Origin of the sequence: Streptomyces sp. NPDC005408 (assembly GCF_040606445.1) — a bacterium.
Classification (GTDB): domain Bacteria; phylum Actinomycetota; class Actinomycetes; order Streptomycetales; family Streptomycetaceae; genus Streptomyces.
The window spans coordinates 1-22,917 of record NZ_JBEXEX010000069.1 but is presented as its reverse complement, the minus strand read 5'-3'; the positions used below and the strand labels follow the sequence as shown (position 1 = coordinate 22,917).

The 22,917-nt window shown below is 69.5% G+C and carries 21 protein-coding genes and 1 pseudogene; 11 read left to right on the top strand and 11 right to left on the bottom strand.

Annotation, left to right across the window (positions count from 1 at the left end; translation table 11 throughout):
- Positions 1-14: 14 nt before the first annotated feature.
- Positions 15-1,073: a lysophospholipid acyltransferase family protein gene (locus ABZS64_RS35545; RefSeq protein WP_355838684.1), complete on the top strand. Its 1,059-nt coding sequence runs from the start codon at positions 15-17 to the stop codon at positions 1,071-1,073.
- Positions 1,074-1,153: 80 nt separating this feature from the next.
- Here the strand turns inward: ABZS64_RS35545 and ABZS64_RS35540 are convergent, their stop codons facing one another.
- From ABZS64_RS35540 to ABZS64_RS35530, 3 genes are all read right to left on the bottom strand, one after another.
- Positions 1,154-2,323 (bottom strand): DUF5667 domain-containing protein, encoded by a 1,170-nt coding sequence (locus tag ABZS64_RS35540; RefSeq protein ID WP_355838681.1) that lies wholly within the window; start codon positions 2,321-2,323, stop codon positions 1,154-1,156.
- A 219-nt stretch (positions 2,324-2,542) separates the two neighbouring features.
- Positions 2,543-3,337, bottom strand: a complete 795-nt coding sequence (locus tag ABZS64_RS35535; RefSeq protein WP_355838678.1) for an ECF subfamily RNA polymerase sigma factor, BldN family — start codon at positions 3,335-3,337, stop codon at positions 2,543-2,545.
- A gap of 348 nt (positions 3,338-3,685) precedes the next feature.
- Positions 3,686-4,636, bottom strand: a complete 951-nt coding sequence (locus ABZS64_RS35530; protein ID WP_355838675.1) for an HAD-IB family hydrolase — start codon at positions 4,634-4,636, stop codon at positions 3,686-3,688.
- 146 nt (positions 4,637-4,782) lie between these two features.
- Between ABZS64_RS35530 and ABZS64_RS35525 the strand changes: the two genes are divergently transcribed.
- The 6 genes from ABZS64_RS35525 (at position 4,783) to hemB (ending at position 11,656) form a co-directional block, all read left to right on the top strand.
- Positions 4,783-5,058, top strand: a complete 276-nt coding sequence (locus ABZS64_RS35525; protein WP_355838672.1) for a glutaredoxin family protein — start codon at positions 4,783-4,785, stop codon at positions 5,056-5,058.
- A 331-nt stretch (positions 5,059-5,389) separates the two neighbouring features.
- Positions 5,390-6,118 (top strand): redox-sensing transcriptional repressor Rex, encoded by a 729-nt coding sequence (locus tag ABZS64_RS35520; RefSeq protein ID WP_355838669.1) that lies wholly within the window; start codon positions 5,390-5,392, stop codon positions 6,116-6,118.
- Positions 6,115-7,779: a glutamyl-tRNA reductase gene (locus ABZS64_RS35515; protein WP_355838666.1), complete on the top strand. Its 1,665-nt coding sequence runs from the start codon at positions 6,115-6,117 to the stop codon at positions 7,777-7,779. The genes ABZS64_RS35520 and ABZS64_RS35515 overlap by 4 nt, the downstream gene beginning before the upstream one ends.
- Positions 7,776-8,735: a hydroxymethylbilane synthase gene (gene hemC / locus ABZS64_RS35510; protein ID WP_355838663.1), complete on the top strand. Its 960-nt coding sequence runs from the start codon at positions 7,776-7,778 to the stop codon at positions 8,733-8,735. The genes ABZS64_RS35515 and hemC overlap by 4 nt, the downstream gene beginning before the upstream one ends.
- Positions 8,732-10,399: a bifunctional uroporphyrinogen-III C-methyltransferase/uroporphyrinogen-III synthase gene (locus tag ABZS64_RS35505; RefSeq protein ID WP_355838660.1), complete on the top strand. Its 1,668-nt coding sequence runs from the start codon at positions 8,732-8,734 to the stop codon at positions 10,397-10,399. Before hemC ends, ABZS64_RS35505 begins: the two co-directional genes overlap by 4 nt.
- A gap of 267 nt (positions 10,400-10,666) precedes the next feature.
- Positions 10,667-11,656, top strand: a complete 990-nt coding sequence (gene hemB / locus ABZS64_RS35500) for a porphobilinogen synthase (RefSeq protein ID WP_355838657.1) — start codon at positions 10,667-10,669, stop codon at positions 11,654-11,656.
- An 84-nt stretch (positions 11,657-11,740) separates the two neighbouring features.
- On the opposite strand, the gene ABZS64_RS35495 is transcribed toward hemB, so the two are convergent.
- From ABZS64_RS35495 to ABZS64_RS35480, 4 genes are all read right to left on the bottom strand, one after another.
- Positions 11,741-12,637 (bottom strand): glycoside hydrolase family 19 protein, encoded by an 897-nt coding sequence (locus tag ABZS64_RS35495; protein ID WP_355838702.1) that lies wholly within the window; start codon positions 12,635-12,637, stop codon positions 11,741-11,743.
- A gap of 135 nt (positions 12,638-12,772) precedes the next feature.
- Entirely contained in the window at positions 12,773-13,531 is a 759-nt protein-coding gene (locus ABZS64_RS35490; protein WP_355838654.1) for a DUF4253 domain-containing protein, read from the bottom strand.
- Positions 13,532-13,566: 35 nt separating this feature from the next.
- Positions 13,567-13,803, bottom strand: coding sequence for a DUF397 domain-containing protein (locus ABZS64_RS35485; protein ID WP_355838651.1), 237 nt, complete (start codon positions 13,801-13,803; stop codon positions 13,567-13,569).
- Between the two features lie 116 nt (positions 13,804-13,919).
- The gene (locus tag ABZS64_RS35480) at positions 13,920-14,480 is read right to left on the bottom strand and encodes a DUF5753 domain-containing protein (RefSeq protein WP_355838648.1); all 561 of its coding nucleotides are present in this window, start codon (positions 14,478-14,480) and stop codon (positions 13,920-13,922) included.
- Between ABZS64_RS35480 and ABZS64_RS35475 the strand changes: the two genes are divergently transcribed.
- Entirely contained in the window at positions 14,383-14,796 is a 414-nt protein-coding gene (locus ABZS64_RS35475; RefSeq protein ID WP_355838645.1) for an ATP-binding protein, read from the top strand. The two genes, ABZS64_RS35480 and ABZS64_RS35475, sit on opposite strands and share 98 nt — an antisense overlap.
- On the opposite strand, the gene ABZS64_RS35470 is transcribed toward ABZS64_RS35475, so the two are convergent.
- Positions 14,786-15,661, bottom strand: coding sequence for an NAD(P)-binding domain-containing protein (locus ABZS64_RS35470; protein ID WP_355838642.1), 876 nt, complete (start codon positions 15,659-15,661; stop codon positions 14,786-14,788). The genes ABZS64_RS35475 and ABZS64_RS35470 overlap by 11 nt on opposite strands.
- 173 nt (positions 15,662-15,834) lie before the next feature.
- Here ABZS64_RS35470 and ABZS64_RS35465 point away from each other — a divergent pair, with 173 nt between their 5' ends.
- A complete protein-coding gene (locus ABZS64_RS35465) occupies positions 15,835-16,104 on the top strand; it encodes a DUF1876 domain-containing protein (RefSeq protein WP_355838639.1) in 270 nt (89 codons plus the stop codon).
- A 15-nt stretch (positions 16,105-16,119) separates the two neighbouring features.
- Here ABZS64_RS35465 and ABZS64_RS35460 read toward each other — a convergent pair whose 3' ends face one another.
- Positions 16,120-16,785: a DUF4232 domain-containing protein gene (locus ABZS64_RS35460; protein ID WP_355838636.1), complete on the bottom strand. Its 666-nt coding sequence runs from the start codon at positions 16,783-16,785 to the stop codon at positions 16,120-16,122.
- A gap of 291 nt (positions 16,786-17,076) precedes the next feature.
- On the opposite strand from ABZS64_RS35460, the gene ABZS64_RS35455 reads away from it, so the two are divergent.
- Positions 17,077-18,348: a helix-turn-helix transcriptional regulator gene (locus tag ABZS64_RS35455; RefSeq protein ID WP_355838634.1), complete on the top strand. Its 1,272-nt coding sequence runs from the start codon at positions 17,077-17,079 to the stop codon at positions 18,346-18,348.
- 42 nt (positions 18,349-18,390) lie between these two features.
- Here ABZS64_RS35455 and argS read toward each other — a convergent pair whose 3' ends face one another.
- Positions 18,391-20,160 (bottom strand): arginine--tRNA ligase, encoded by a 1,770-nt coding sequence (gene argS, locus ABZS64_RS35450; RefSeq protein ID WP_355838631.1) that lies wholly within the window; start codon positions 20,158-20,160, stop codon positions 18,391-18,393.
- Between the two features lie 184 nt (positions 20,161-20,344).
- On the opposite strand from argS, the gene lysS reads away from it, so the two are divergent.
- Positions 20,345-22,075 carry a lysine--tRNA ligase gene (gene lysS / locus ABZS64_RS35445; protein ID WP_355838628.1) on the top strand — a complete coding sequence of 577 codons (1,731 nt, stop codon included), beginning with the start codon at positions 20,345-20,347 and terminating at the stop codon, positions 22,073-22,075.
- A gap of 92 nt (positions 22,076-22,167) precedes the next feature.
- Here lysS and ABZS64_RS35440 read toward each other — a convergent pair.
- Positions 22,168-22,917 (bottom strand): annotated as a pseudogene (locus ABZS64_RS35440) (hypothetical protein); the annotation flags it as partial.

Genomic DNA, 22,917 nt, shown 5'->3' with positions numbered 1-22,917 from the left:
GAGCGCAGCCAACAATGGCGGACGCCAAGGTCATTCCGTTCGACGACGACCGTTCGCGCGCCGGCGCTCAGCGCGCGGCACGGCGGCGCCCTGCGGGGGGCCGCCGGAAGGCCGAGCCCGCGCCGGTACGCGAGGTTCCGGTCAGCCCTCTGCCGGGGCATCAGGGGGTGCTGAGGGCCTCCGAGACGCCCGGCCAGGCGCCTGGGGTCATCCCGGAGCCGGTGGGCGCCGGCGGCGGCTGGGAGCGGCGTGTCGCGGGCGGGCTGGCGTTTCTGCGCCGGCGGATCACCGGTGACTACGAGGTCGACGAGTTCGGTTACGACAAGGAACTCACCGACCAGGTCCTGATGTCGATGGTCCGGCCGCTGTACGAGAAGTACTTCCGGGTCGAGGTGAAGGGCATCGAGAACATCCCGTCCCACGGCGGGGCGCTGGTGGTGGCCAACCACTCGGGGACGCTTCCGCTGGACGGGCTGATGATGCAGGTCGCCGTCCACGACAACCATCCGGCGAACCGGCATCTGCGACTGCTCGCTGCCGACCTGGTCTTCATGCTGCCCGTGGTCAACGAGCTCGCTCGCAAGGCCGGGCACACGCTCGCGTGCGCGGAGGACGCCGAACGGCTGCTCCAGCGCGGCGAGGTCGTCGGGGTGATGCCGGAGGGCTTCAAGGGCATCGGTAAGCCCTTCAGCGACCGCTACAAGCTTCAGCGGTTCGGGCGCGGCGGGTTCGTGTCGACGGCGCTGCGGGCGGGGGCGCCGATTGTGCCGTGCTCGATCGTCGGGGCGGAGGAGATCTACCCGATGATCGGCAACGCGAAGACTCTGGCGCGGCTGCTCGGGTTCCCGTACTTTCCGATCACGCCGACGTTTCCGTGGCTGGGGCCGCTGGGGGCGGTGCCGCTGCCGACGAAGTGGACGATTCAGTTCGGCGAGCCGATTCCGACGGACGGGTATCCGCCGGAGGCGGCGGAGGATCCGATGCTGATGTTCAACCTGACGGATCAGGTGCGGGAGCAGATCCAGCACACGTTGTACAAGCTGCTGGTGCAGCGCCGCTCGGTCTTCTTCTGACAGGTGCACACGTTCTGACAGTTGCACGCGCGAGCGGTCGCCCCCGTCTGGGAGCGGCCGCTCGCGCATGCACGGGACTGCTAGTGCTCGTCCTCGCTGTCGAAGCCGAAGCCCGGCAGGATCCCCGGCAGTAGCGGCGGGATCGTCACATCCGCATGTGGTGCCGTCGAGCTGTTGGCGGAGGGTGACGGCGAAGCGCCCGTCGCCGGGGGATCGAACAGGCCGCCCGTGTTCCCGCCGAGCAGGCCCTCGTCCGCCGTGGTGCCCGAGCCCGAGGGGTGGGGACTGTCTCCCGGTCGGGCGACGCCTGCGCCCGGTGAGGACGGTGACGTACGCCCCGGGCCAGAGGTGCGTCCCGAGTCCTGTGTGGAGCCGGACTGCTGGGAGCCGCGGCCCTTCTCCGGAGGACGGGGCAGCACCGATTCCAGCGGGCCGACCTCTTCGTCTATGGCGTCGAAGACGTTGTTCACCTCGTCGCCGACGTCGGTCAGCTGGGCGGGCAGCCGGTCGCGCAGGCCGTTCCACGCGTCGCGGTGGGACCTGGCGAACGAGTCGAGCGTCGCCATCGGGCCCAGCGAGCCGTCCCGTGCGTACACCGCGTACAGCAGGCGGTGTCCCTCGCTGGCGTCGTGCCGCATGCCGTTGAGCGCGCGGCGGACCTCGCCCAGTGACTCGTGGTCCATGTCGCCCGCGCGGCCGCGCTCCATGAGGCGACGGGCCTCGCTCAGGCGGGTGGACGCCTGGTCGAGGTAGATCTCGCCACGGTCGGAGTCCTCGTCCGCCATGCCGAGCTTGAAATCTTCCATCCCGCGCTTCAGCCCGTAGAGCGAGTCACCGGGCAGGGCGCCGGAACTGGCAGCCGCCACCCCGCCGAAGGCTCCCGCGGCGACTCCGACGGTCAGACCGCCGGCCGCGAGGCCCTTCGACCAGCGGGAGCGCGGTCGCAATTTCCGGAGTGGGGAGGCGCGATGGGCGCCGCGGCCGGTGCGCTGCTCGGGCACCGTAGGACCCGAGGACGCACCTCCCGAGGCGAACATCTCTTCCATGGCGGCAACGAGCTGTGCTCGCTGCACCACTTTGGCCTCAGGATCCATCTCCGGTTTCGGCAGCTCGCCGAGACCGTTCGCCAGAGCCAACAGCCGTCCGTGCTCGGTCGGTTCGACCGATTCCTCGGGCTGCTCGGCCGCCTGATCTTCCAAGGCCTGGGCGAAGGCGTTCGCCCGCCGGTGCGCCGATACATTCGCGATCACTGGCGGCACCTCCTCTCGTCATGACCATCGACTCCCCTGGGGGTCTGGAAGGTTGCATGCCTTGAGCACATCCACACTTTCGAGTGAGTGGCTGCGGGCATAGCGTGACCACAGGGAGCCTGCATCCCGCACAACGAGCGTCGCGGCACTTGGGTTACGCGCGAAAGATGATCGGACCAGTGCGTCATCGAGGCGTCACCGATTGTGAGTTGAGGTCGGTCAGCGGGCGTCGTCGGGGAGTAGCCGGGCCAGGGTGCGAACCGCCCGATACTGGAGCGTTTTGATCGCACCCTCGTTCTTGCCCATGACCCTGGCCGTCTCGGCGACCGAGAGGCCCTGCAGGAAGCGCAGAGTCACGCACTCCTGCTGCTGGGGGTTGAGCTTGCGGACGGCTTCCAGCAGTGCGGCGTTCGACAGGGACTCCAGGACGGAGTCCTCGGGGCTGCGCTCGACTTCGTTGGCGTCGAGCATTTCGCCGGTGGTGACCTCCAGCCGGAAGCGGCTGGACTTGAAGTGGTCGGCCACCAGATTGCGGGCGATCGTGACCAGCCAGGCGCCGAAGTCACGGCCCTGCCAGGTGAAGGTGGAGATACGGCGTAAGGCGCGCAGGAAGGTCTCGCTGGTGAGGTCCTCCGCCGTCGCCTTCCCGCCGACCCGGTAGTAGATGTAGCGGTAGACGGTGTCGCTGTACTGGTCGTACAGACGGCCGAAGGCGTCGGCTTCGCCCGCCTGGGCGCGCTCGACCAGTTCCATCATGCGTGCGCTGTCACTGTCGGCACTGGGCCGGCGGGCGGTGGTCGAGGCGCCGGAGCTGCCCCGGCTGCCCCGTCTGCCAACCGCCGCGCGGCCGTCGGCCAGGGCGTAGCAGGGGGCGGCAGGGCCGCTGACGGCAAGGCGGGGCATGGCGAATGCGGGGACGGCGTACGCGGTGGGGACGAAGCCGCGCAAGTGGTCGAGGACCGTTGCGCGCAGCGTAGCCAGGCCCGAGGCGTCAACCCCGACGTGTGGGTACACGGGACTCCCAGAGGCAGAGCTTCCATCACGTGCAGTGCGGGACCGTTCACCCGTCGTGGGGACTGGTGGGGTCCGTCATGCGTCTGAGGAGAATAACGCTTCGTACAGGCAGCGCTACACCCAGTTGCTCAAATCATCGTTTCCGTCGCTTCTGTTACGCATTGGCGACGGATCAAGTAGCAGATTGTGAACGCTTGTTGATCGAATTGCGTCACGATCTGTCGTGTCGGGCGGTGCGTTGTGCCCGTGCCGCAGGAACATGACTGGCCGGGGGCGCGCCTGGGTAAGACCCTCGGAATGCCCGTGGGCGCGCCGCCCGTGTCGTGCGGGTAACCGGACGGATACGCGTCAGCGGCGGCGGCGGTGCAGGGCGACGGCGGCAGCGGTGCCGCCCGCGATGGCGCCCACGCCGGCCGCGGCCGGGATGCCGACCTTGGCCGCCTTGCGGCCCGTCCGGTAGTCGCGCAGCCGCCATTCGCGGGCGCGCGCGTGCTTGCGCAGCTTGGTGTCCGGGTTGATGGCGTACGGATGCCCCACCAGCGACAGCATGGGGATGTCGTTGTGCGAGTCGCTGTACGCCGCGCAGCGGGTCAGGTCCAGGCCCTCGGCGTGCGCCAGCGCGCGTACGGCCTCGGCCTTGGCGGGCCCGTGCAGCGGTTCGCCGACCAGCCTGCCGGTGTACACGCCGTCCACGGACTCGGCGACGGTGCCGAGTGCGCCGGTCAGGCCGAGGCGGCGGGCGATGATCGTCGCGGTCTCCACCGGGGCCGCGGTCACCAGCCATACCTTCTGGCCCGCGTCGAGGTGCGCCTGGGCGAGTGCGCGGGTGCCGGGCCAGATGCGGTCGGCCATGTACTCGTCGTAGATCTCCTCGCCGATCGACATCAGTTCGGAGACGCGGTGGCCCTTCACGATGGACAGGGCGGACTCGCGGACGTCCTGCATATGTTCCGGGTCCTCGACGCCTGCGAGGCGGAACCACGTCTGCTGCCAGGCGAACCGGGCCAGTTCGCGGCGCTGGAAGAACTTCCGCTTGTACAGGCCGCGGCCGAAGTGGAAGATCGCGGCGCCCTGCATCACGGTGTTGTCGAGGTCGAAGAAGGCGGCGGCCCGGTCGTCCCCTGCGACGGGGAATTCCGGTTCGGCGGCCGGGGCAGTGCCGTCCTTCGCTTCGAGTGCGTCGAGCGCCTCGAACTGCTGTGACGACTTGCGCGCTGCCTCGGCTGCTGCCTCGCCTGCGAGCACGCTCCGTGCTGTGGCGGAGCGCCTACGGGGGGTGAGCCATCCCAGTGCGGCCATGTCGTGAGCATAGCCAGTCTGTTCGGTACTTCCCGACATGCTGGGATGCCATGGCGTGAACACTCCGCGACCGCCCTGTTAAACGGGCGATTCGTTGCGTAGGGCATGTGGGACGCACGGCGCTCACGCGGGCGGAGAATGGCTCCATGAGTCCTGTGTTGCGGCGTACGAAGAAGAAGGCCGGTGAGCGCGTGGTGACGCTGATCGGGAAGCCGGGGTGTCATCTCTGTGACGATGCGCGGTCGGTGATCGAGGAGGTGTGCACCGAGACGGGCGCGTCCTGGGAAGAGAAGGACATCACGCAGGACGAGGCGCTGCACCGTGCCTACTGGGAGCAGATTCCGGTCGTCCTGGTGGACGGGGAGCAGCACACCTTCTGGCGCGTGGATGCCGGACGGCTCCGCCGCGCGCTGGGGGCGTAAACCGGAAAGTTCGTTACCATCGTGGACGTTTTGCTGGGTTCTCCGGCGGGCCCGGCTCTATCCGGGCGCGACACGGACAGGGCACAGTAGAGCGGTCTCGGGGGCGTGTTCGTGAGGAGTGTGTACGGCTTTGCCCCCTTCGGGTCTTGAACGGATCGATGTGGTTCGCGGTTCCAGGATCGGTTGGCCGGATTGCGTGACCCCGGTCACTTTGCACAGACAAACCGGACACCATCTTTGTGCACGCGTTCACAAAGACATAGCCTGCATTCGACGGGGCGGTCCTTGTACGTGTGGCCGCCTGCAGCCTCGCTCATCCCGCAGGAGCACCGTGGCAACTGGCCGAAATCACCGACCGGCGACCCGTAGCCGAGGAATCCCCGAGGCCACCGTCGCCCGACTTCCGCTGTACCTGCGCGCCCTGACCGCGCTGTCCGAGCGGTCCGTACCCACGGTCTCCTCCGAGGAGCTCGCGGCCGCAGCCGGGGTCAACTCCGCGAAGCTGCGCAAGGACTTCTCCTACCTCGGCTCCTACGGGACGCGGGGCGTCGGCTACGACGTGGAGTACCTCGTCTACCAGATCTCCCGTGAGCTCGGCCTCACGCAGGACTGGCCGGTTGTCATCGTCGGCATCGGTAACCTCGGCGCCGCGCTCGCCAACTACGGCGGGTTCGCCTCCCGTGGCTTCCGGGTCGCCGCGCTCATCGACGCGGACCCCGCCATGGCCGGGAAGCCGGTCGCCGGGATTCCGGTCCAGCACACCGATGAGCTCGAGAAGATCATCAGCGACAACGGGGTGTCCATCGGCGTCATCTCGACGCCGGCCGGTGCCGCGCAGCAGGTGTGCGAGCGCCTGATCGCCGCCGGTGTCACCTCGATCCTCAACTTCGCCCCCACCGTCCTCTCCGTGCCCGACGGTGTCGATGTGCGCAAGGTCGACCTCTCGATCGAGCTGCAGATCCTCGCCTTCCACGAGCAGCGGAAGGCCGGCGAGGAGGCCGAGGCCGCGGCAGGCCGGAAGGGACCGGACGGGGACATGCCCGCCGTGATGCCGGCATGAGCCTTCTGGTCGTCGGACTGAGCCACCGCAGTGCGCCGGTGAGCGTGCTGGAGCGGGCATCGCTGTCCTCCGACACGCAGATCAAGCTGCTCCAGGACGCCCTGGCCGCGGAGCCCGCGGCCGAGGCGGCGGTGCTGGCCACCTGCAACCGCATCGAGCTGTACGCGGACGTGGAAAAGTTCCACGCCGGTGTCGCCGAGCTGTCCACTCTGCTCGCGCAGCACAGCGGGGTCGGGCTCGAGGAGCTCACCCCTTATCTGTACGTGCACTACGAGGACCGGGCCGTCCACCACCTCTTCTCGGTGGCCTGCGGCCTGGACTCCATGGTCGTCGGTGAGGGCCAGATCCTCGGGCAGATCAAGGACGCCCTCGCGCTCGGCCAGGAGCTGCACACCGCGGGCCGCCTGATCAACGACCTCTTCCAGCAGGCGCTGCGCGTCGGCAAGCGCGCACACAGCGAGACCGGGATCGACCGGGCCGGGCAGTCGCTCGTCACCTTCGGCCTGGAGCAGCTGGCCGACGGCGCGGACATCGAGAACTGGGCCGCGGACAAGCGGGTCCTCGTGATCGGCGCGGGCTCGATGTCCTCGCTGGCCGCGACGACGCTGGCGCGGCTGGGTGTAAGTGAACTCGTCATCGCCAACCGGACGCTGGAGCGGGCGGAGCGACTGGCCGCGGTGCTGGGCGAGGCGGGCGGGGTTTCCGCGCGCGCGGTGCGCATGGCCGACCTTGCCGACGAGCTGACACGTGCCGATGTGGCGGTGTCGTGCACCGGTGCGACGGGTCTCGTCCTGACGGCCGAGTCGGTCGCCGCGGCACTCGCGGTGGCGCCGTCGGCGCCGGACGCGGGTGCGCAGGACGACCTGCGTGCGCCGGACGGCAGCCTGGTGGCACGGCTTGCCGCGGCCGCGGCGCGGGACGGCCGCGTGGCCGACACGTCGCTCGCGGGGACTGCGGTCGGCGACACGGGTGTGAGTAACACCGGTACGGACGCGGCGCCGCACACGCCGGCCGGGCCGGAGTCCCCCGCCGATAGCTGTCCCGTGGGGCTGGACCAGTCGCACGCCGACGAACTTGCGCAGCACGGTGCCTGGGTCGACAACGCGGGACGGAGCATTCGCACCGGTTCCGGCGCCCGGGCGAGGGTCAACGGGGACGTACGGCTCGCGCTGCTCGATCTCGCCATGCCTCGCGACATCGACGGCGCCGTCCACCGGCTCGCCGGTGTGCGTCTCGTCGACATCGAGTCCCTCGCCGAGGCCTCCGCCGACGCCCCGATGGCCGCCGACGTGGACAAGGTGCGCGGCATAGTCTCCGACGAGGTTGCCGCCTTCGGTGCCGCCCAGCGCGCCGCGCACATCACCCCGACCGTCGTCGCCCTGCGTACCATGGCCGCCGATGTCGTCGCCGGTGAGATCGCGCGTCTCGAAGGCCGGCTGACCGGCCTCGACGAGAAGCAGCGCGCCGAGATCAACCAGACCGTGCGCCGCGTCGTCGACAAGCTCCTGCACGCGCCCACCGTGCGGGTCAAGCAGCTGGCCAGCGAGCCCGGCGGCGCCGGGTACGCGGACGCGCTGCGGACACTCTTCGACCTCGACCCGGAGACGGTCGCCTCCGTCAGCCGGGCCGACATGAATGACCCGAATCGAGGGCGAGTATGACCGAGAGGGCACTGAGGCTCGGGACCAGGCGCAGCAAGCTGGCCATGGCCCAGTCCGGGCAAGTGGCTCAGGCGGTGCGCCAGTTGACCGGGCGTCCCGTCGAGCTCGTCGAGATCACCACGTACGGGGACACCTCCCGTGAGCATCTCGCGCAGATCGGCGGCACCGGGGTCTTCGTCACCGCCCTGCGGGACGCCCTGCTGCGGGGTGACGTCGACTTTGCCGTCCACTCCCTGAAGGACCTGCCCACCACGCAGCCCGACGACCTGACGCTGGCGGCCGTGCCGCTGCGCGAGGACCCGCGGGACGTGCTGGTGGCACGCGACGGACTGACCTTCGACCGGCTGCCGAACGGCGCCCGGATCGGCACCGGTTCGCCGCGTCGCATGGCACAGCTCAACGCGTACGCCCGCGTGCACGGCATGAGCATCGAGACCGTGCCGATCCGAGGCAATGTCGATACCCGGATCGGATACGTACGCAGTGGAGAGCTGGACGCCGTGGTGCTTGCCGCGGCCGGGCTCATCCGCATCGGCAGGATCGACGAGGCCACCGACTTCCTGTCGGTCGACTTCGTCCTGCCCGCCCCCGGCCAGGGGGCCCTGGCGATCGAGTGTGCCGCGGTCAACGCGGACCTCGCCGCCGCGCTCGCCGAGCTCGACGACCCGTACACCCGGGCCGCCGTGACCGCCGAGCGTTCCCTGCTCGCCGCCCTGGAGGCCGGCTGCTCCGCACCTGTGGGTGCGCTGGCCGACCTGCTGTCCGACGGACAGGTTGTCACCGAAATGCGCCTGCGCGGCGTCGTCGGCACGACCGACGGCTCCACGCTGGTGCAGCTGTCCACCACCGGTCCCGTACCCACGTCGCACGGCGACGCCATCGCGCTCGGTCGCGAACTCGCGTCCGAGATGCTCGCCAAGGGTGCGGCCGGTCTTATGGGGGAGCGAGCACTTTGAGCCCCACCAGCCCCACCAACAACGCATCCTCGACGTTCTCGGCACACGGGCACGTCACTTTCCTCGGCGCCGGCCCCGGCGACCCCGGACTGCTGACACTGCGCGCCGTCGAAGCGCTCGCGGGCGCGGATGTACTGATCGCCGAGCCGGATGTGCTCGACGTCGTACGCAGCCATGCGCGGGCGAATGTAAGCACGCCTGAACTGACGGTTGTTGACGACGCGTCAACAGCCGCCGGGATCCCCGTCCTCAGGGATGCGGCCAATCTTGTCATGGAGGCAGCGCGCGGCGGCAAGCGGGTCGTCCGTGCGGTGACCGGCGATCCGGGCCTGGACGGAAACGCAGGTCAGGAGATGCTCGCGTGCGCCGCGGAGGGGATTCCCTTCGAGGTCGTGCCGGGTGTCGCCACCGCGGTGGGCGTGCCCGCGTACGCCGGTGTGCCGCTGCGTGACGCGCAGGGCGCGGACGTCCGCTTCGTGGATGCCCGTACGGCCAGCGAACGCTGCTGGACCGAGGTCGGCGCGAGCGACGGCACGGTCGTCGTCTCCGCCACGCTGGAGACGGTCGCCGCGGCGGCGGGCGAGCTGGTGGCCGCGGGCCGCAAGCCCGACACCCCGCTGACCGTCACCGTCGCCGGGACCACGACGCGGCAGCGGACGTGGACCGCGACGCTCGGCACGATCGCCCAGACCCTGAAGCAGGCGAAGGTGCTGCCGTCGCCGGACGGTCACCAGTCCGTCATAGCCGTGGTCGGTGAGCGCAGTGCCGCTGCTCAGCGCGACCAGCTCGCGTGGTTCGAGTCCAAGCCGCTGTTCGGCTGGAAGGTGCTCGTGCCGCGGACCAAGGAGCAGGCGGCATCGCTCTCCGACCAGCTTCGTTCGTACGGCGCGGTGCCGCACGAGGTTCCGACGATCGCCGTCGAACCGCCGCGGACGCCGCAGCAGATGGAGCGCGCGGTCAAGGGCCTGGTGACGGGCCGCTACGAGTGGATCGCTTTCACCTCGGTCAACGCCGTGAAGGCGGTACGGGAGAAGTTCGAGGAGTACGGGCTCGACGCGCGGGCCTTTGCGGGAATCAAGGTCGCGGCGGTCGGGGAACAGACCGCGGCCTCGCTCGTGGACTTCGGCGTGAAGCCGGACCTTGTGCCGAGCGGTGAGCAGTCAGCGGCCGGTCTTCTCGAGGACTGGCCGCCGTACGACCCCGTCTTCGACCCGATCGACCGGGTCTTCCTGCCGCGGGCCGACATCGCGACCGAGACGCTGGTCGCGGGCCTGATCGAGCTCGGCTGGGAGGTCGACGACGTCACGGCCTACCGGACCGTGCGCGCGTCGCCGCCGCCGGCGGACACGCGCGAGGCGATCAAGGGCGGCGGCTTCGACGCCGTGCTCTTCACGTCGTCGTCGACGGTGCGGAACCTGGTCGGCATTGCCGGCAAGCCGCACAACGTGACCGTGATCGCGTGCATCGGTCCTGCGACTGCGAAGACCGCGGAGGAGCACGGGCTTCGGGTGGACGTCCTGTCGCCGGAGCCGTCGGTGCACAAGCTGGCGGAGGCGCTGGCGGAGTTCGGCGCGCGGCGGCGGGATGCGGCGGTGGAGGCGGGGGAGCATGTGACGCGCCCGAGCGAGCGGCGTCCTGGCGGACGGCGTCGGCGCACGACGTAGCGCCGGCGGTACGGGTTTCGCGGGGCGGGGCTGGGGGTTTGTTCCCCCACCCCGCCCCTTCCCGTAACTGGGGGCAAGCCCCCAGACCCCCGTATGCGACCTTCGGCCGCATGTCCTCAAGCGCCGGACGGGCTGGATGTGCGGGGTCTGGGGCGGAGCCCCAGTTCGGGAAGGGGCGGGGTGGGGTGAAGCCCGCCGCAGGCGCCCCGGTCCGCGCCGACGGGCTGTCGGTACGTGTGGCCCCCGGACGGGCGTAGCGTTGCCGCTATGACTGCGTACGGATCCTTTCCCGGCGCGCGGCCGCGGCGGCTGCGCACCACCCCCGCCATGCGGCGCATGGTCGCCGAGACTCGCCTGCACCCCGCCGATCTGATCCTTCCCGCCTTCGTACGCGAAGGGATCAGCGAGCCCGTTCCGATCACCGCCATGCCCGGTGTCGTGCAGCACACCCGCGACACCCTGCGGAAGGCCGCCGTCGAGGCTCTGGAGGCGGGCGTTGCCGGGATCATGCTCTTCGGGGTGCCGGAGGACGCGAAGAAGGACGGCGCCGGGACTGCCGGGAGGGACCGGGACGGGATTCTGCAGGTCGCGATCCGGGACGTGAAGAGCGAGGTCGGGGACGACCTCGTCATCATGTCCGACCTGTGCCTGGACGAGTACACCGATCACGGTCACTGCGGTGTCCTTGACGCCGACGGGCGCGTCGACAACGACGCCACCCTTGAGCGGTACGCCGAGATGGCCCAGGTCCAGGCGGATGCCGGAGTCCACGTCGTCGGGCCCAGCGGCATGATGGACGGCCAGGTCGGCGTCATCCGCGACGCGCTGGACCAGACCGGCCACGAGGACGTCTCGATCCTCGCCTACACGGCGAAGTACTCCTCCGCCTTCTACGGGCCGTTCCGCGAGGCCGTCGGCTCCTCCCTCAAGGGCGACCGCAAGACGTACCAGCAGGACCCGGCCAACCTCCGGGAGTCCCTGCGGGAGTTGGCGCTGGACCTCGAAGAGGGCGCCGACATGGTCATGGTCAAGCCCGCGGGCCCCTACCTCGATGTGCTCGCGAAGGTCGCCGAGGCCGTCGACGTTCCGGTCGCCGCGTATCAGATCAGCGGTGAGTACGCGATGATCGAGGCCGCCGCCGAGAAGGGCTGGATCGACCGGGACAAGGCGATCCTGGAGACCCTGACCGGGATCCGGCGGGCCGGTGCGCAGATGATCCTCACCTATTGGGCGACCGAGGTCGCGCGCACTCTCTGAGCCGTAACGCCTGAAAAACGTGGTGGCCGCGGGTCGGGGGAATGTTCTCCCCGGCCCGCGGCCCGTTGTGGGGGGTGGGTCCGGTCAGCAGTACAGGTTGGATCCGGTGGGCACGCCCAGGATCTGGGTGAACTGCGTGTAGCTGTTCACGCGGCTCTGGACCTGCGCCGGGTTCTTGCCGTCGCACTCCAGCGAGCCGTTGATCGAGCGGATGGTCTGGCCGAAGCCCGCCTGGTTGACCATCGCGTTGTGGGGGGTCATCGTGCCGGGGCCGTTCTGGGTGTTCCAGTACCAGAGGCCGGTCTTCCAGGCCACGGCCGCATCGTTCTGCACGAGCCAGGGGTTGTTGAGCAGGTCGATGCCGAGCGCGTCGCCCGCCGCCTTGTAGTTGAAGTTCCAGCTGAGCTGGATCGGCCCGCGGCCGTAGTACGCCGCCTGGCCCGCCGGGCAGCCGTAGGACTGGCTCCAGTCGCAGTAGTGCGGGTAGTTGGCCTGGTTCTGCTCGACGACGTAGACCAGACCGCCCGTCTCGTGACTGACGTTCGCCAGGAAGGCCGCGGCCTCCTGCTTCTTGACCGTGTCGCTGCCGGTGTTCGCGAAGCCCGGGTACGCGCTCAGCGCGGCCGTCAGCCCGCTGTACGTGTAGAACGAATTCCGGCTCGGGAACATCTGGTTGAACTGCGACTCGCTCACGACGAAGCCCGAGGGGGACGGGTTCCCGCCGCCGCTACAGGTGTACGGGTCCCAGAACCAGGTGCTGATCGTGGGGTCGTAGCCCGGGTTGTCGTGCTCGGCTATGTAGTACTTGCCGTCCGTGTATTTGACAACGTTGCCAGTGACGTACGACGTACCGGCCGACCAGTTCGGTGCGGAGGTGCAGGCGTCCGCGGAGGCGGCGCCGGCGGAGGGCATGAAGACCGCCGCCAGTCCGCTTCCTACCAGGATCGCGATCAGCAACGCCATGATGCGGTGTCGTCTCAGCACTCGATCACTCCTTAGCACGCAACGGCCGCGCCGTGGTGGGGGGTTGTGCCGCTCACTCAAGCGTGCTTGACGTGATCGAGTCAAGGTATAGACCAATGTGAATCATGGGTCAGCCGAAAATTGCCCTTCCGGTCAGTCCCACCAGAACGTCCAGTGCTGCTTCCCCAGCAGGCCCTCCGCCGCGTACTCGCGGATCGAGTCGTACCCCTGCCGGACGTTGTCCGGGCAGAACGCATGGTGCTCGGCGGCCACGGCCAGCGCCTCCGCCATCGTGCGGGGCGGAGCCGCGACGGAGACATCCAGGCGGTCGAAGTGCAGTGCTACGACGCGGAGTTCGAAGCGGTCCTCCCAGGAACGCAGGATGGTGGACAGCGGGCCCGTCTCGTAGTGGTTGCCCGCGGCGGTCCAGCCCAGCGCGCTGGGGATGTCTGCGCTGCGGCGTACGGGAATCAGCCCGGCCCGGGCGTCGGGCAGCCGGCCGGCCTTCATCAGCTCGCCCGCGACCCGGGCGGCCGTGACGTCAGGGTCGGCCAACCGCTCGCCGGCGGGGGCGAGGCCCGGCCACTCGGATGTGAACGGGGCGATGGTGTCCGCGTCGTCCTCGGCCTCGTTCTCCGCCATGTCGTAATCCCACAGGGATGTCAGGACCTCTTCGACGTCGTAGTCGTCCGGGTGCGACACACGGTCGAGATCGAGGTCCCGGTCCCAGGTGAGAGAGCGGTCCTCGTCGTTGACGAGCAGCACCGGGTGCATGCCGGACGCCTCCCGGGCGGGGAGCAGGCGCGCCCAAGTGTCCTGCCGTGCAGGCTCGTTCGCGTACCAGAGGGACGGCTGGACGCGCATCGCACCGGGCGGCAGGTCGAGGCCGAGTGCGTTGGGGTTGATCACCATGCCAGTGACTTTAGGGGTCGCCACTGACAATTGGATCAGAGCAGGGTGGTGGTGAAGGCGGCCCAGGTGGCGGGGGTGAGGGTCAGCATGGGGCCGCCGGGGTTCTTGGAGTCCCGGACATGGACGGCGGCGGGGTGCGCGGCGACCTCGACGCACTCGCCACCTTCGTCGCTGCTGTAGCTGGACTTGCACCAGTCGTACGCGACCTCCAGGCAGGCGCCGCCCTCTTCGCCGCTGTAGCTGGACTTGAACCACTCAAGTGCCGTGCTCATTGCTCTCCTAGCAGCCGGTCCAACAGGCCCTTCGTTTCCTCGGGGTTGAGGGCCTGCGTTCGCAGCATCGCATACTTCTGCGCCAGGATGCTGACCTCATCCGGGTCAGAAATGAGCTAGCTGCCGCGCTGTGTCTCCGTGTAGGCGAGGTGCTGGTGATCCGGCGTTTCCAGCAGAATGAACGGTCCGGTGAGCCCGGCGTGGGTCTCGCGGCCGAGCGGCATGATCTGGATGGTGACGCCCGGGAGATCGGCACAAGTGCGGAGATTACGCAGCGTCTCCCGGTGCACCGCATCGCCACCGAGGCGGTCCCGCACGATCGCCTCTGAAAGGATGAAGCTCAAGTTCGGCGGCGTCTTGCGGCGAAGGATCTCCTGGCGTTCCAGCCGGGCCGACACCTGGGCACCGATCTCCTCCTCGCTGAAGGCCGGGATCCTGGTGCGAAAGACTGCTCCGGCATACCTCTCTGTCTGGAGCAGGCCCGGCAGGACCTGGTTCTCGAACCAGGACAGCGCGATCGCCTCGCGCTCGATGTCCATGTACTGCTCCGCCCACGCCGGGATCAGATCAATCTCCGGCATGTTGTCCACCGCCGTCTGTAACGCCCTCTTCGTATCCAGGACCTGGTCCAGCACCTTCGCAAGGTCAGGCTTCAGCGGGCGGCGGCCCTGTTCCACCGACGCGATCGTCTCCTCGTGCACGCACACGCGCTCGGCCAGTTCGCGCTGCGCGAGCGAGCTCGCCACCAACGCGCTCGTACACGGCGTACCGCCAGGACGCGGCTACCGGCTGAAGCTGTGGCTGTACGGGGACGGCGGCGGGCTGTTGCGCGTCGAGGTGCACGACAGTGGCGGCGGGCAGCCGTCCGTCCGCGAGCCGGACGGGGAGTCCGGGCGCGGGCTGTTGCTCGTGGCCGCGCTCGCCGACAAGTGGGGGGTCGGCGAGCGCGATCCGGGGAAGATCGTGTGGTGCGAGTTCGCCGTCACTGCCTGAGCAGGTCGGCGATGCGGGACAGGCCGTCAGCCTCGTATCCCTCTGCCATCGCGCGGTCGAGGATCGCCTGGAAGGGCTCGAAGAGATCGCTTCTGACGCCCTGGTCGTGGAAGGCGGCGAGGAAGTTCGGGAAGGCCGCGTGGTTCACGGCGAGGCTGGAGACGTCAGTGAGGTGCCTGCCCGAGTCGATCGCCTCGGCCCACCGGGGTGCGCCGCCGAGCATCGCGGTGATCCAGGGGACCAGGAGCTCGGAGAACTCGGTGGCCGGGATGTCTTCCGTGCGGACCAGGGCGTACGCCTGCATGACGCCGAGGACCATGCCGTACATGCCGGTCAGCAGGGCGAGGTCGTAGAGGGCGGCGAGGCCGGGGTCGGTGCCGACGTACTTCGTGCCGCCGAGGGCGGACAGCGTCTCGCGGTGGGCGTCGAACGTCTGCTGCGGGCCGCTGTAGAAGACGTACGCGTGCGGGCCCGCGATCATCTGCGGGACGGCCATGATGCCGCCGTCGATGTACTTGGCTCCGTGCTTCGCCGCCCAGGCCGCCAACTCCCGTGCCTGGGCGGGGGTTCCGTTGGTGACGTTGACCAGGGTCCGGCCCGCGAGGTCGTCGGAGAGGGTGGCGAGGAGCTCCTGGACGTTGTCGTTGGTCAGCAGGCAGACGACGACGAGAGGGCTTGCGGCCGCGGCATCCGCCGGGGTGGCGGCGGGGAGTGCGCCCTGGGCGACGAGCGGGCCGGTCCTGGCGGGGGACCTGTTCCAGACGGTGACGGGGTGTCCGGCCTTCAGGAACGCGGCGGCGAGGGCGGAGCCCATCATTCCGAGGCCGAGCACGGATACGGCGGGCTTGATCGCGTTCACGGGCATGGCGGAGCTCCTCCGGGAGAGGTGTGGTTGCGGGATCGCCTTCGATCCTCGTCCGCCGCCGAGAGGCTCACAAGTACCGACTAATAAGTCGGGTACGCGCCATTCGGTAAGTGCTGTGGTGATCACGGGCCAGGCGGAGCACTCTGGAGAGGTACCGCTGGAGGTGATCCGCCATGCAGACACTCGTCGGATGGCACGTGGAGATGGAATTCCAGGAGGAAGGCGACCGGACCAGGGCGGCCGCCATGGTGAGACTGGGCGACGGCACGGAAATACGCGGTCACGGCAATGCCCAGCGCCACCGCTCGGACCCGGAACAGCTACGGGTCGGCGAGGAGATTTCGGGCGCGCGGGCGCTCATGGACATTGCCTCGCAACTTCTGCAGAAGGCTCATGTGGAGATCGACGAAGCCTCGGGCAAGACGTCGCACCCGCTGAGGTGACGCGCCCGGTAGGGCTCAGTAAGTGAGGGCGTCGGACATGCTGCTCTGCCAGTAGCTGACACTCGCGTTGTCGTCGAGGTAAGTGCCGGCAGGGAGCTTCAGCATGTCCGGCGCCGTGTTGGTCGAGCCGGACCCGCTGCGCGGGGCGAAGTGCACGGTCAGGGTCTTCGCTGTACGCCCGTTCTGGCCGCTGCTGTCGCCGGACAGGACGATCGAGGCGTATGCGGACTCTCCGGGGGAGAGGGTGACAACGGCCTGCGGCTTGCTGAAGTCCATGACCTGGGTGACGGCCTGGTCCTCGTCGAACCGGAGAAGCGGGGCGTGATAGGCGTTGCACGCCTTGGAGCCGGAGTTGGTCATGGTGAGCAGCAGGTGATTGATGGGGCGGCTGACCCTGCTGACGGTGACCTTGGTGTTCTCGCCGATGCAGGCGGTGGTGCCGGTGTCGCCGCCGGTGCCCGCGTGGGTGGGCTTCGGGTTCGCCGCGGGCCGCTTGGTCCGGTCTGCGGCCGGTGTCTTGGCGTCGGTCGTGGGCTCGGTCCTGCCGGCCGCAGGCGCGCTCGTGGACGGAGCCGACGCGCCCGGCTTATTCCCCTCGTCGGTGGTGTCGTCGGCGGACTGGCAGGCGGTCAGTGAGAGGGCGGCCAGCAGAGCGGTGGCGGCTACGGCGGTGTTGCGCATGGTGTTCGGTTCTCCCCGTGTGGACGGTCTGTGGGTCAGTAGTGGCAGATGAGGGCCGTGACGACCGCGGTCGCCGCGATCAGTACGAGTACCGCCAGGGCGTCGACGATGCTGTTGTGGATACGGCTTCGCATTGATCACAGGCTGGGCGGTTGCGGATTCCGGCCGCAACAGCCCACGAACCATTGGGGATGCTGGAACGCTTGCGCATACTGTGACCTGGGCGGATTTCACGTCCCTGGAACGGCGTTCCGGGACAGTCGGCAGGGGCTCACGAGGGGGAACACGGCATTGGCGACGTCAGAGGCTGAGGAGTTCGCGGCCCTGCTGAGGGAGCTGAAGGACCGTTCGGGCCGCAGCTACGGCGTGCTCGCGGGCAAGCTCCACGTCAGTACGTCCACGCTCCACCGGTACTGCAACGGCGACGCCGTCCCGGCCGAGTACGCGCCCGTTGAGCGGCTTGCGCGGCTGTGCGCGGCGACGCAGGACGAGCTCGTGGAGCTGCACCGGCGCTGGATTGTGGCGGACGGGGCGCGGCGGCGGGTGCGGGCCGAGGTTCCACAGAGTGTGGAGGCCGGGGCGGTTGCTCCGGCGGCCGGGCTGCCGGCCGACGCCCCGGAGCCTGAGGCCGCGGTGGAGGCCGACATCGCGCCCGGCGGCCGCAACCCCAAGCGGATGCGAATCGCCCTTGCCGCGGGGGCTGTTGTCGCCCTCGCCGTGCCCACCGCCTTCGTCGTCGGCCACGAGACCACAGGGAACGAGGACGGGAAGAAGCCCGGCGCCGTCTCCGGGGCCAGTGCCCCGCCCGGCACCCCCGCGCCACGCTCCACCGGCCCCGGCGCCTCGCCGAGCGGCAGTCCTTCCGCGAGCACGTCGCCGACCGGGAGCCCGTCGGTCTCAGCGTCCCAGAGCCGCCAGACCCTGCCCCCGGCGAGCGGTGGCGTACCGCTGAAGGTGGGCGTCAGCTCGTACAACTGGGACGAGCCCTGCGGGCAGTTCTATGTGCTGGACCAGGCCCCGGACGCGGTCCCGCCGCCGCCCGCGCCACAGGACGTCCGCGGCTGGTCCCGTGCGCTGGGAGGTGTCGACGGCGGCCACATGCGGCTTCAGCTGACCGCGACGGGCAGAACCGCGGACTCGGTGGTGCTCAATGCCGTACACGTACGGGTCGTCGGGCGAAACGCGCCCCTCGACTGGGATGCGTACTCGATGGGAGACGGCTGCGGCGGCGGTGTCACCCCACAGACCTTCGACATCGACCTGGACGCGGGGCATCCGCTGGTGAAGCCCGTGGCGGGGCAGGACGGGGACACCGTCGTGCCCGCCAAGGACTTCCCGTACAAGGTCGCGTCCAACGATCCGCAGGTGCTCAACCTCGACGTCCACACCGAGGGACACGACGTGAGCTGGTACCTGGAGCTCGACTGGAGCAGCGGGGACCGGCGGGGCACAGTGCGTGTCGACGACGGCGGGAAGCCGTTCCGTACGAGCGCGATCGAGGGACGGAAGCAGTACGGCTACTGGCCGGACAGGAGTGCCTGGGTCGAGCAGTCCGCGCCCTGAGGGTCTCTCCGAAGTTCAGAGAGACCCTCAGCGCTCTGAATGTCAGAGACGCTCGGGGGTGCGGATGCCGAGGAGCGCCATGCCCTGGTGGAGCGTGCGGGCCGTCAGGTCGCAGAGGAACAGGCGGTTCTCGGCGACCTCACGCGGAGGCGCCGGCTTGATGACCGGGCACTGGTCGTAGAACGTCGTGTACAGCGACGCCAGCTGGTAGAGGTACGCGGCCAGCTTGTGCGGCTCGTACGAGCTCGCGACCTCCGCCAGCGTCTCGCCGAACTGGTCCAGGTGCAGACCCAACGCCCGCTCCGCTGCGGCCAGTTCGAGCTCCGGGTGCGCGGCCGGCTTGACCTCGCCCGCCTTCCGGAGGATCGACTGGATACGGGCGTAGGCGTACTGCAGGTACACGGACGTGTCGCCGTTCAGCGACACCATCTGGTCCAGATCGAACTTGTAGTCCCGCGCCGCCGACGTCGACAGGTCGGCGTACTTGATCGCGCCGATGCCCACCTGCGTACCGCGCTCCGCGATCTCCTCCTCGGTGAGCTGGTTCTGGACGTCCTTCTCGCGCACGACCGCCGTCGCCCGCTCGATCGCCTCGTCCAGCAGGTCCACCAGCCGGACCGTCTCGCCCTCACGGGTCTTGAACGGCTTGCCGTCCTTGCCGAGCACCGTGCCGAACGCCAGCTGGACGGCCTTCACCTCGTCGTTCAGCCAGCCCGCCCGCCGCGCGGTCTCGAAGACCATCTTGAAGTGCAGGGACTGCCGGGCGTCCACGACGTAGATGAGCGTGTCCGCCTTGAGGTTCTGCACCCGGTCGCGGATGGCGGAGAGGTCGGTGGCCGCATAGCCGTAGCCGCCGTTGCTCTTCTTGACGATGAGCGGGGTCGGATTGCCGTCCGGTCCCTTCACGTCGTCGAAGAAGACGCACAGCGCACCCTCCGAGCGGACCGCCACGCCGGACTCCTCCAGGAGGCGGCAGGTCTCGTCGAGCATGTCGTTGTAGCCGGACTCGCCGACGATGTCGGCGTCGCGGATCTCCATGTCGAGCTTGTTGAAGACCGAGTAGAAGTAGATCTTCGACTCGTCGACGAAGCGCTGCCAGTGGGCCCGCGTCTCCGGGTCACCGGCCTGCAGCGCCACCACCCGGTCACGGGCGCGGCTCTTGAACTCCTCGTCGGAGTCGAAGTGCGCGCGGGAGGCCTTGTAGATCCGGTCCAGGGACGACATGGCCTCCTCGCCGGTGACCTCCTCGGCGCCCTCGTGGTCCAGCTCGTGCGGGTGCTCGATCAGGTACTGGATGAGCATCCCGTACTGGGTGCCCCAGTCGCCGATGTGGTGCCGCCGGATCACCGTCTCGCCGGTGAACTCCAGGATCTGGACCATCGCGTCGCCGATGACCGCCGAGCGCAGGTGGCCTACGTGCATCTCCTTGGCCACGTTCGGCTGGGCGTAGTCGATCACCGTGGTGCCGGGGTTCGCGGCCTGCGGGATGCCGAGCCGGGCGTCCGCGGCGCGAGCCGCGAGGGTCTCGGTGATGGCCTGGTCGGTGACCGTGATGTTCAGGAAGCCGGGGCCCGAGACCTCGATCTCCTTGAGCACGTCACTGGACCCGACCGCGTCGACGACCTTGGTCGCCAGCTCGCGCGGGTTGCCCTTCAGCTTCTTGGCGAGCGCCAGGATGCCGTTGGCCTGGTAGTCGGCCCGGTCGCTACGTCGCAGCAGGGGGTCGGCGGAACCGGCCTCCGGCAGAGCTGCCGAGAGGGCGTCCGCGAGGCGCTGCTGCACGGTCGAAGCGAGGGAAGGGACCGAGGCCATGAGCTTCCGTTCTTGTCGAGTCGAGGTCGAGTCTCGTCGAGAGGTCTATTTCGGTTGTCAAGTGTCCCATGGGGCCGCAACGTATTTCTCCTCTGTATGAGCAACCTCAGAGGGAGCCGTTCCGTCTGGGACAATGGCGTACGACGCCTGTCGAGAACCCGAGAAAACCCAAGCATTCAAGGACGTGCCGATCGTGGCTCAGAGCAGCACCGAGACCGACTGGGTCTCCCGTTTCGCGGACGAGGTCATCGCCGAGTCGGAGCGACGTGCGCCTGGCAAACCGGTCGTCGTCGCGTCCGGCCTCTCGCCCTCCGGCCCGATCCACCTGGGCAATCTGCGTGAGGTGATGACCCCGCACCTGGTCGCCGACGAGATCCGGCGGCGTGGGCACGAGGTCCGGCACCTGATCTCCTGGGACGACTACGACCGGTACCGCAAGGTTCCGGCCGGGGTTGCCGGTGTCGACGAGTCGTGGGCCGAGCACATCGGCAAGCCGCTGACCTCGGTGCCCGCGCCGGCCGGTTCGGAGTACGCGAACTGGGCCGAGCACTTCAAGGCCGCGATGGTCGCGTCGCTGGCCGAGTTGGGCGTGGAGCACGACGGGATCAGCCAGACCGAGCAGTACACGTCGGGTGTGTACCGCGAGCAGATCCTGCACGCGATGAAGAACCGGTCGAAGATCGACGCGATCCTCGACCAGTACCGGACGAAGAAGGCGCCCGCGAAGAAGTCGCAGAAGCCGGTCGACGAGGCGGAGCTGGAGGCGGCGGAGGGATCCGGCGCGGCCGAGGAGGACGACGGCGGCGGTGCCGGTGGCTACTTCCCGTACAAGCCCTACTGCGGGCAGTGCGAGAAGGACCTCACGACCGTCACCTCGTACGACGACGAGACGACCGAGCTGAGCTATGTCTGCTCGGCGTGCGGCTTCGGTGAGACGGTGCGGCTGAGCGAGTTCAACCGCGGCAAGCTGGTCTGGAAGGTCGACTGGCCGATGCGCTGGGCCTACGAGGGCGTGATCTTCGAGCCGAGCGGTGTCGACCACTCGTCGCCGGGTTCGTCGTTCGTCGTCGGCGGGCAGATCGTGCGCGAGATCTTCGACGGCGTGCAGCCGATCGGCCCCATGTACGCGTTCGTGGGGATCTCCGGGATGGCGAAGATGTCGTCCTCGCGCGGTGGCGTGCCGACGCCGGCGGACGCGCTGAAGATCATGGAAGCGCCGCTGCTGCGCTGGCTGTACGCGCGCCGCAGGCCGAACCAGTCCTTCAAGATCGCCTTCGACCAGGAGATCCAGCGGCTCTACGACGAGTGGGACAAGCTGGAGGCGAAGGTCGCGGACGGGACCGCGCTGCCGGCGGACGCCGCCGCGTACTCCCGTGCGGCGCGCACGGCGGCCGGTGAGCTGCCGCGGACGCCGCGGCCGCTGCCGTACCGGACGCTCGCCTCCGTCGTCGACATCACGGCCGGGCACGACGAGCAGACGATCCGGATCCTGAGCGACCTGGACCCGTCGAACCCGCTGCCCTCGCTGGACGAGGTCCGGCCCCGGCTGGACCGCGCCGAGAACTGGATCACCACGCAGGTCCCGGCGGACCAGCGCACGCTGGTGCGGGACGAGCCGGACACGGAGCTGCTCGGCTCGCTCGACGAGCAGGGCCGAGAGTCGCTGCGGCTGCTCCTCGAGGGACTGGACACGCACTGGTCCCTGGACGGTCTGACGACGCTGGTCTACGGCGTGCCGAAGGTGATGGCGGGCCTGGAACCGGACGCGAAGCCGACGCCGGAGCTGAAGGTGGCGCAGCGGTCGTTCTTCGCGCTGCTGTACCGGCTGCTGGTGAGCAGGGAGACGGGGCCGAGGCTGCCGACGCTGCTGCTGGCGGTGGGGGCGGACCGGGTGCGGAAGCTGCTGGGCGTGTAGGCGCACGCGCGGTTTGCGGAAGGGCTCTGCTCGGCTTGGTGCCGGGCGGGGCCCTTCGGCATTGCGGCGCCCCCGAGGCGAAAGGGGCCGAGTCAGGCGATGTGTTCGGCCTCGAGGTCCGCCTGGAAGCGGTTCTTGAACTCCGGCATCAGGCGGCGCAGCAGTGCCGTGCTGCGCGGGTGCCGCACCCCGTGGCCGTCCGTGAGGTGTATGTCGAGCTGCTCGGCGCTCGGGAACGCGCCGTGCTGGTTCACGTACGCCTGGAAGACCGGATAGGCCAGCTCCCTGAACTCCTCCGTGTCGGCAGGCGGCTCGGGGAACTCCTCCTGAACCGGCTCCGGCACAGGGCCCTCGACGCGCGGGCCGGGGACCATACCGCCGAGAGGGCGGGTGCGGCCCGGGCCCGCGGGGACGCGGACGGGGGTGGGCTCCAGGCCCTCCACGTACGTCGGGTCGAAGGCGCTGTCGTACGCCTCCTGGTAGGCCTCCTGCGGGACCTGCGGCGCGGCGAACCACGGGCTCTCGTAGTTGCCGGGGTCCTCCGCGATCTCCTGCGGCTGAGGGTGCTCCGCGTACTGCTGCTCGTACTGCTCCTGCTCGTGCTGGTCGTACTGCTGCTGCTCGTACCGGTCCTGCTCGTACCGGTCCTGGTCGGTCGGCTCGTGCTGCTCGTGCTCCTGCGGCCATTCCTGGCCTCGCGGCAGCTCGTGCTGCGGCTGCGGCCGGGACCTCTGGGACTGCGGCGGAACCGGCGGCAGCAGCACCGGCTCGACGCCCGCCGCGGCCAGCCCCGCCGGGGCCGTCTCGGCGAGCGGTACTCCGTACTTCGCCAGGCGCAGTGG

Coding starts and splice junctions, on each gene's coding strand:
- hemB (WP_355838657.1), top strand. CDS start 10,667: ATGACTGCGTACGGATCCTTTCCCGGCGCGCGGCCGCGGCGGCTGCGC.
- ABZS64_RS35530 (WP_355838675.1), bottom strand. CDS start 4,636: ATGGCCGCACTGGGATGGCTCACCCCCCGTAGGCGCTCCGCCACAGCA.
- ABZS64_RS35525 (WP_355838672.1), top strand. CDS start 4,783: ATGAGTCCTGTGTTGCGGCGTACGAAGAAGAAGGCCGGTGAGCGCGTG.
- ABZS64_RS35545 (WP_355838684.1), top strand. CDS start 15: ATGGCGGACGCCAAGGTCATTCCGTTCGACGACGACCGTTCGCGCGCC.
- ABZS64_RS35470 (WP_355838642.1), bottom strand. CDS start 15,661: ATGCCCGTGAACGCGATCAAGCCCGCCGTATCCGTGCTCGGCCTCGGA.
- ABZS64_RS35490 (WP_355838654.1), bottom strand. CDS start 13,531: ATGGTGATCAACCCCAACGCACTCGGCCTCGACCTGCCGCCCGGTGCG.
- ABZS64_RS35515 (WP_355838666.1), top strand. CDS start 6,115: ATGAGCCTTCTGGTCGTCGGACTGAGCCACCGCAGTGCGCCGGTGAGC.
- hemC (WP_355838663.1), top strand. CDS start 7,776: ATGACCGAGAGGGCACTGAGGCTCGGGACCAGGCGCAGCAAGCTGGCC.
- ABZS64_RS35465 (WP_355838639.1), top strand. CDS start 15,835: ATGCAGACACTCGTCGGATGGCACGTGGAGATGGAATTCCAGGAGGAA.
- ABZS64_RS35475 (WP_355838645.1), top strand. CDS start 14,383: ATGTTGTCCACCGCCGTCTGTAACGCCCTCTTCGTATCCAGGACCTGG.
- argS (WP_355838631.1), bottom strand. CDS start 20,160: ATGGCCTCGGTCCCTTCCCTCGCTTCGACCGTGCAGCAGCGCCTCGCG.
- ABZS64_RS35460 (WP_355838636.1), bottom strand. CDS start 16,785: ATGCGCAACACCGCCGTAGCCGCCACCGCTCTGCTGGCCGCCCTCTCA.
- ABZS64_RS35485 (WP_355838651.1), bottom strand. CDS start 13,803: ATGAGCACGGCACTTGAGTGGTTCAAGTCCAGCTACAGCGGCGAAGAG.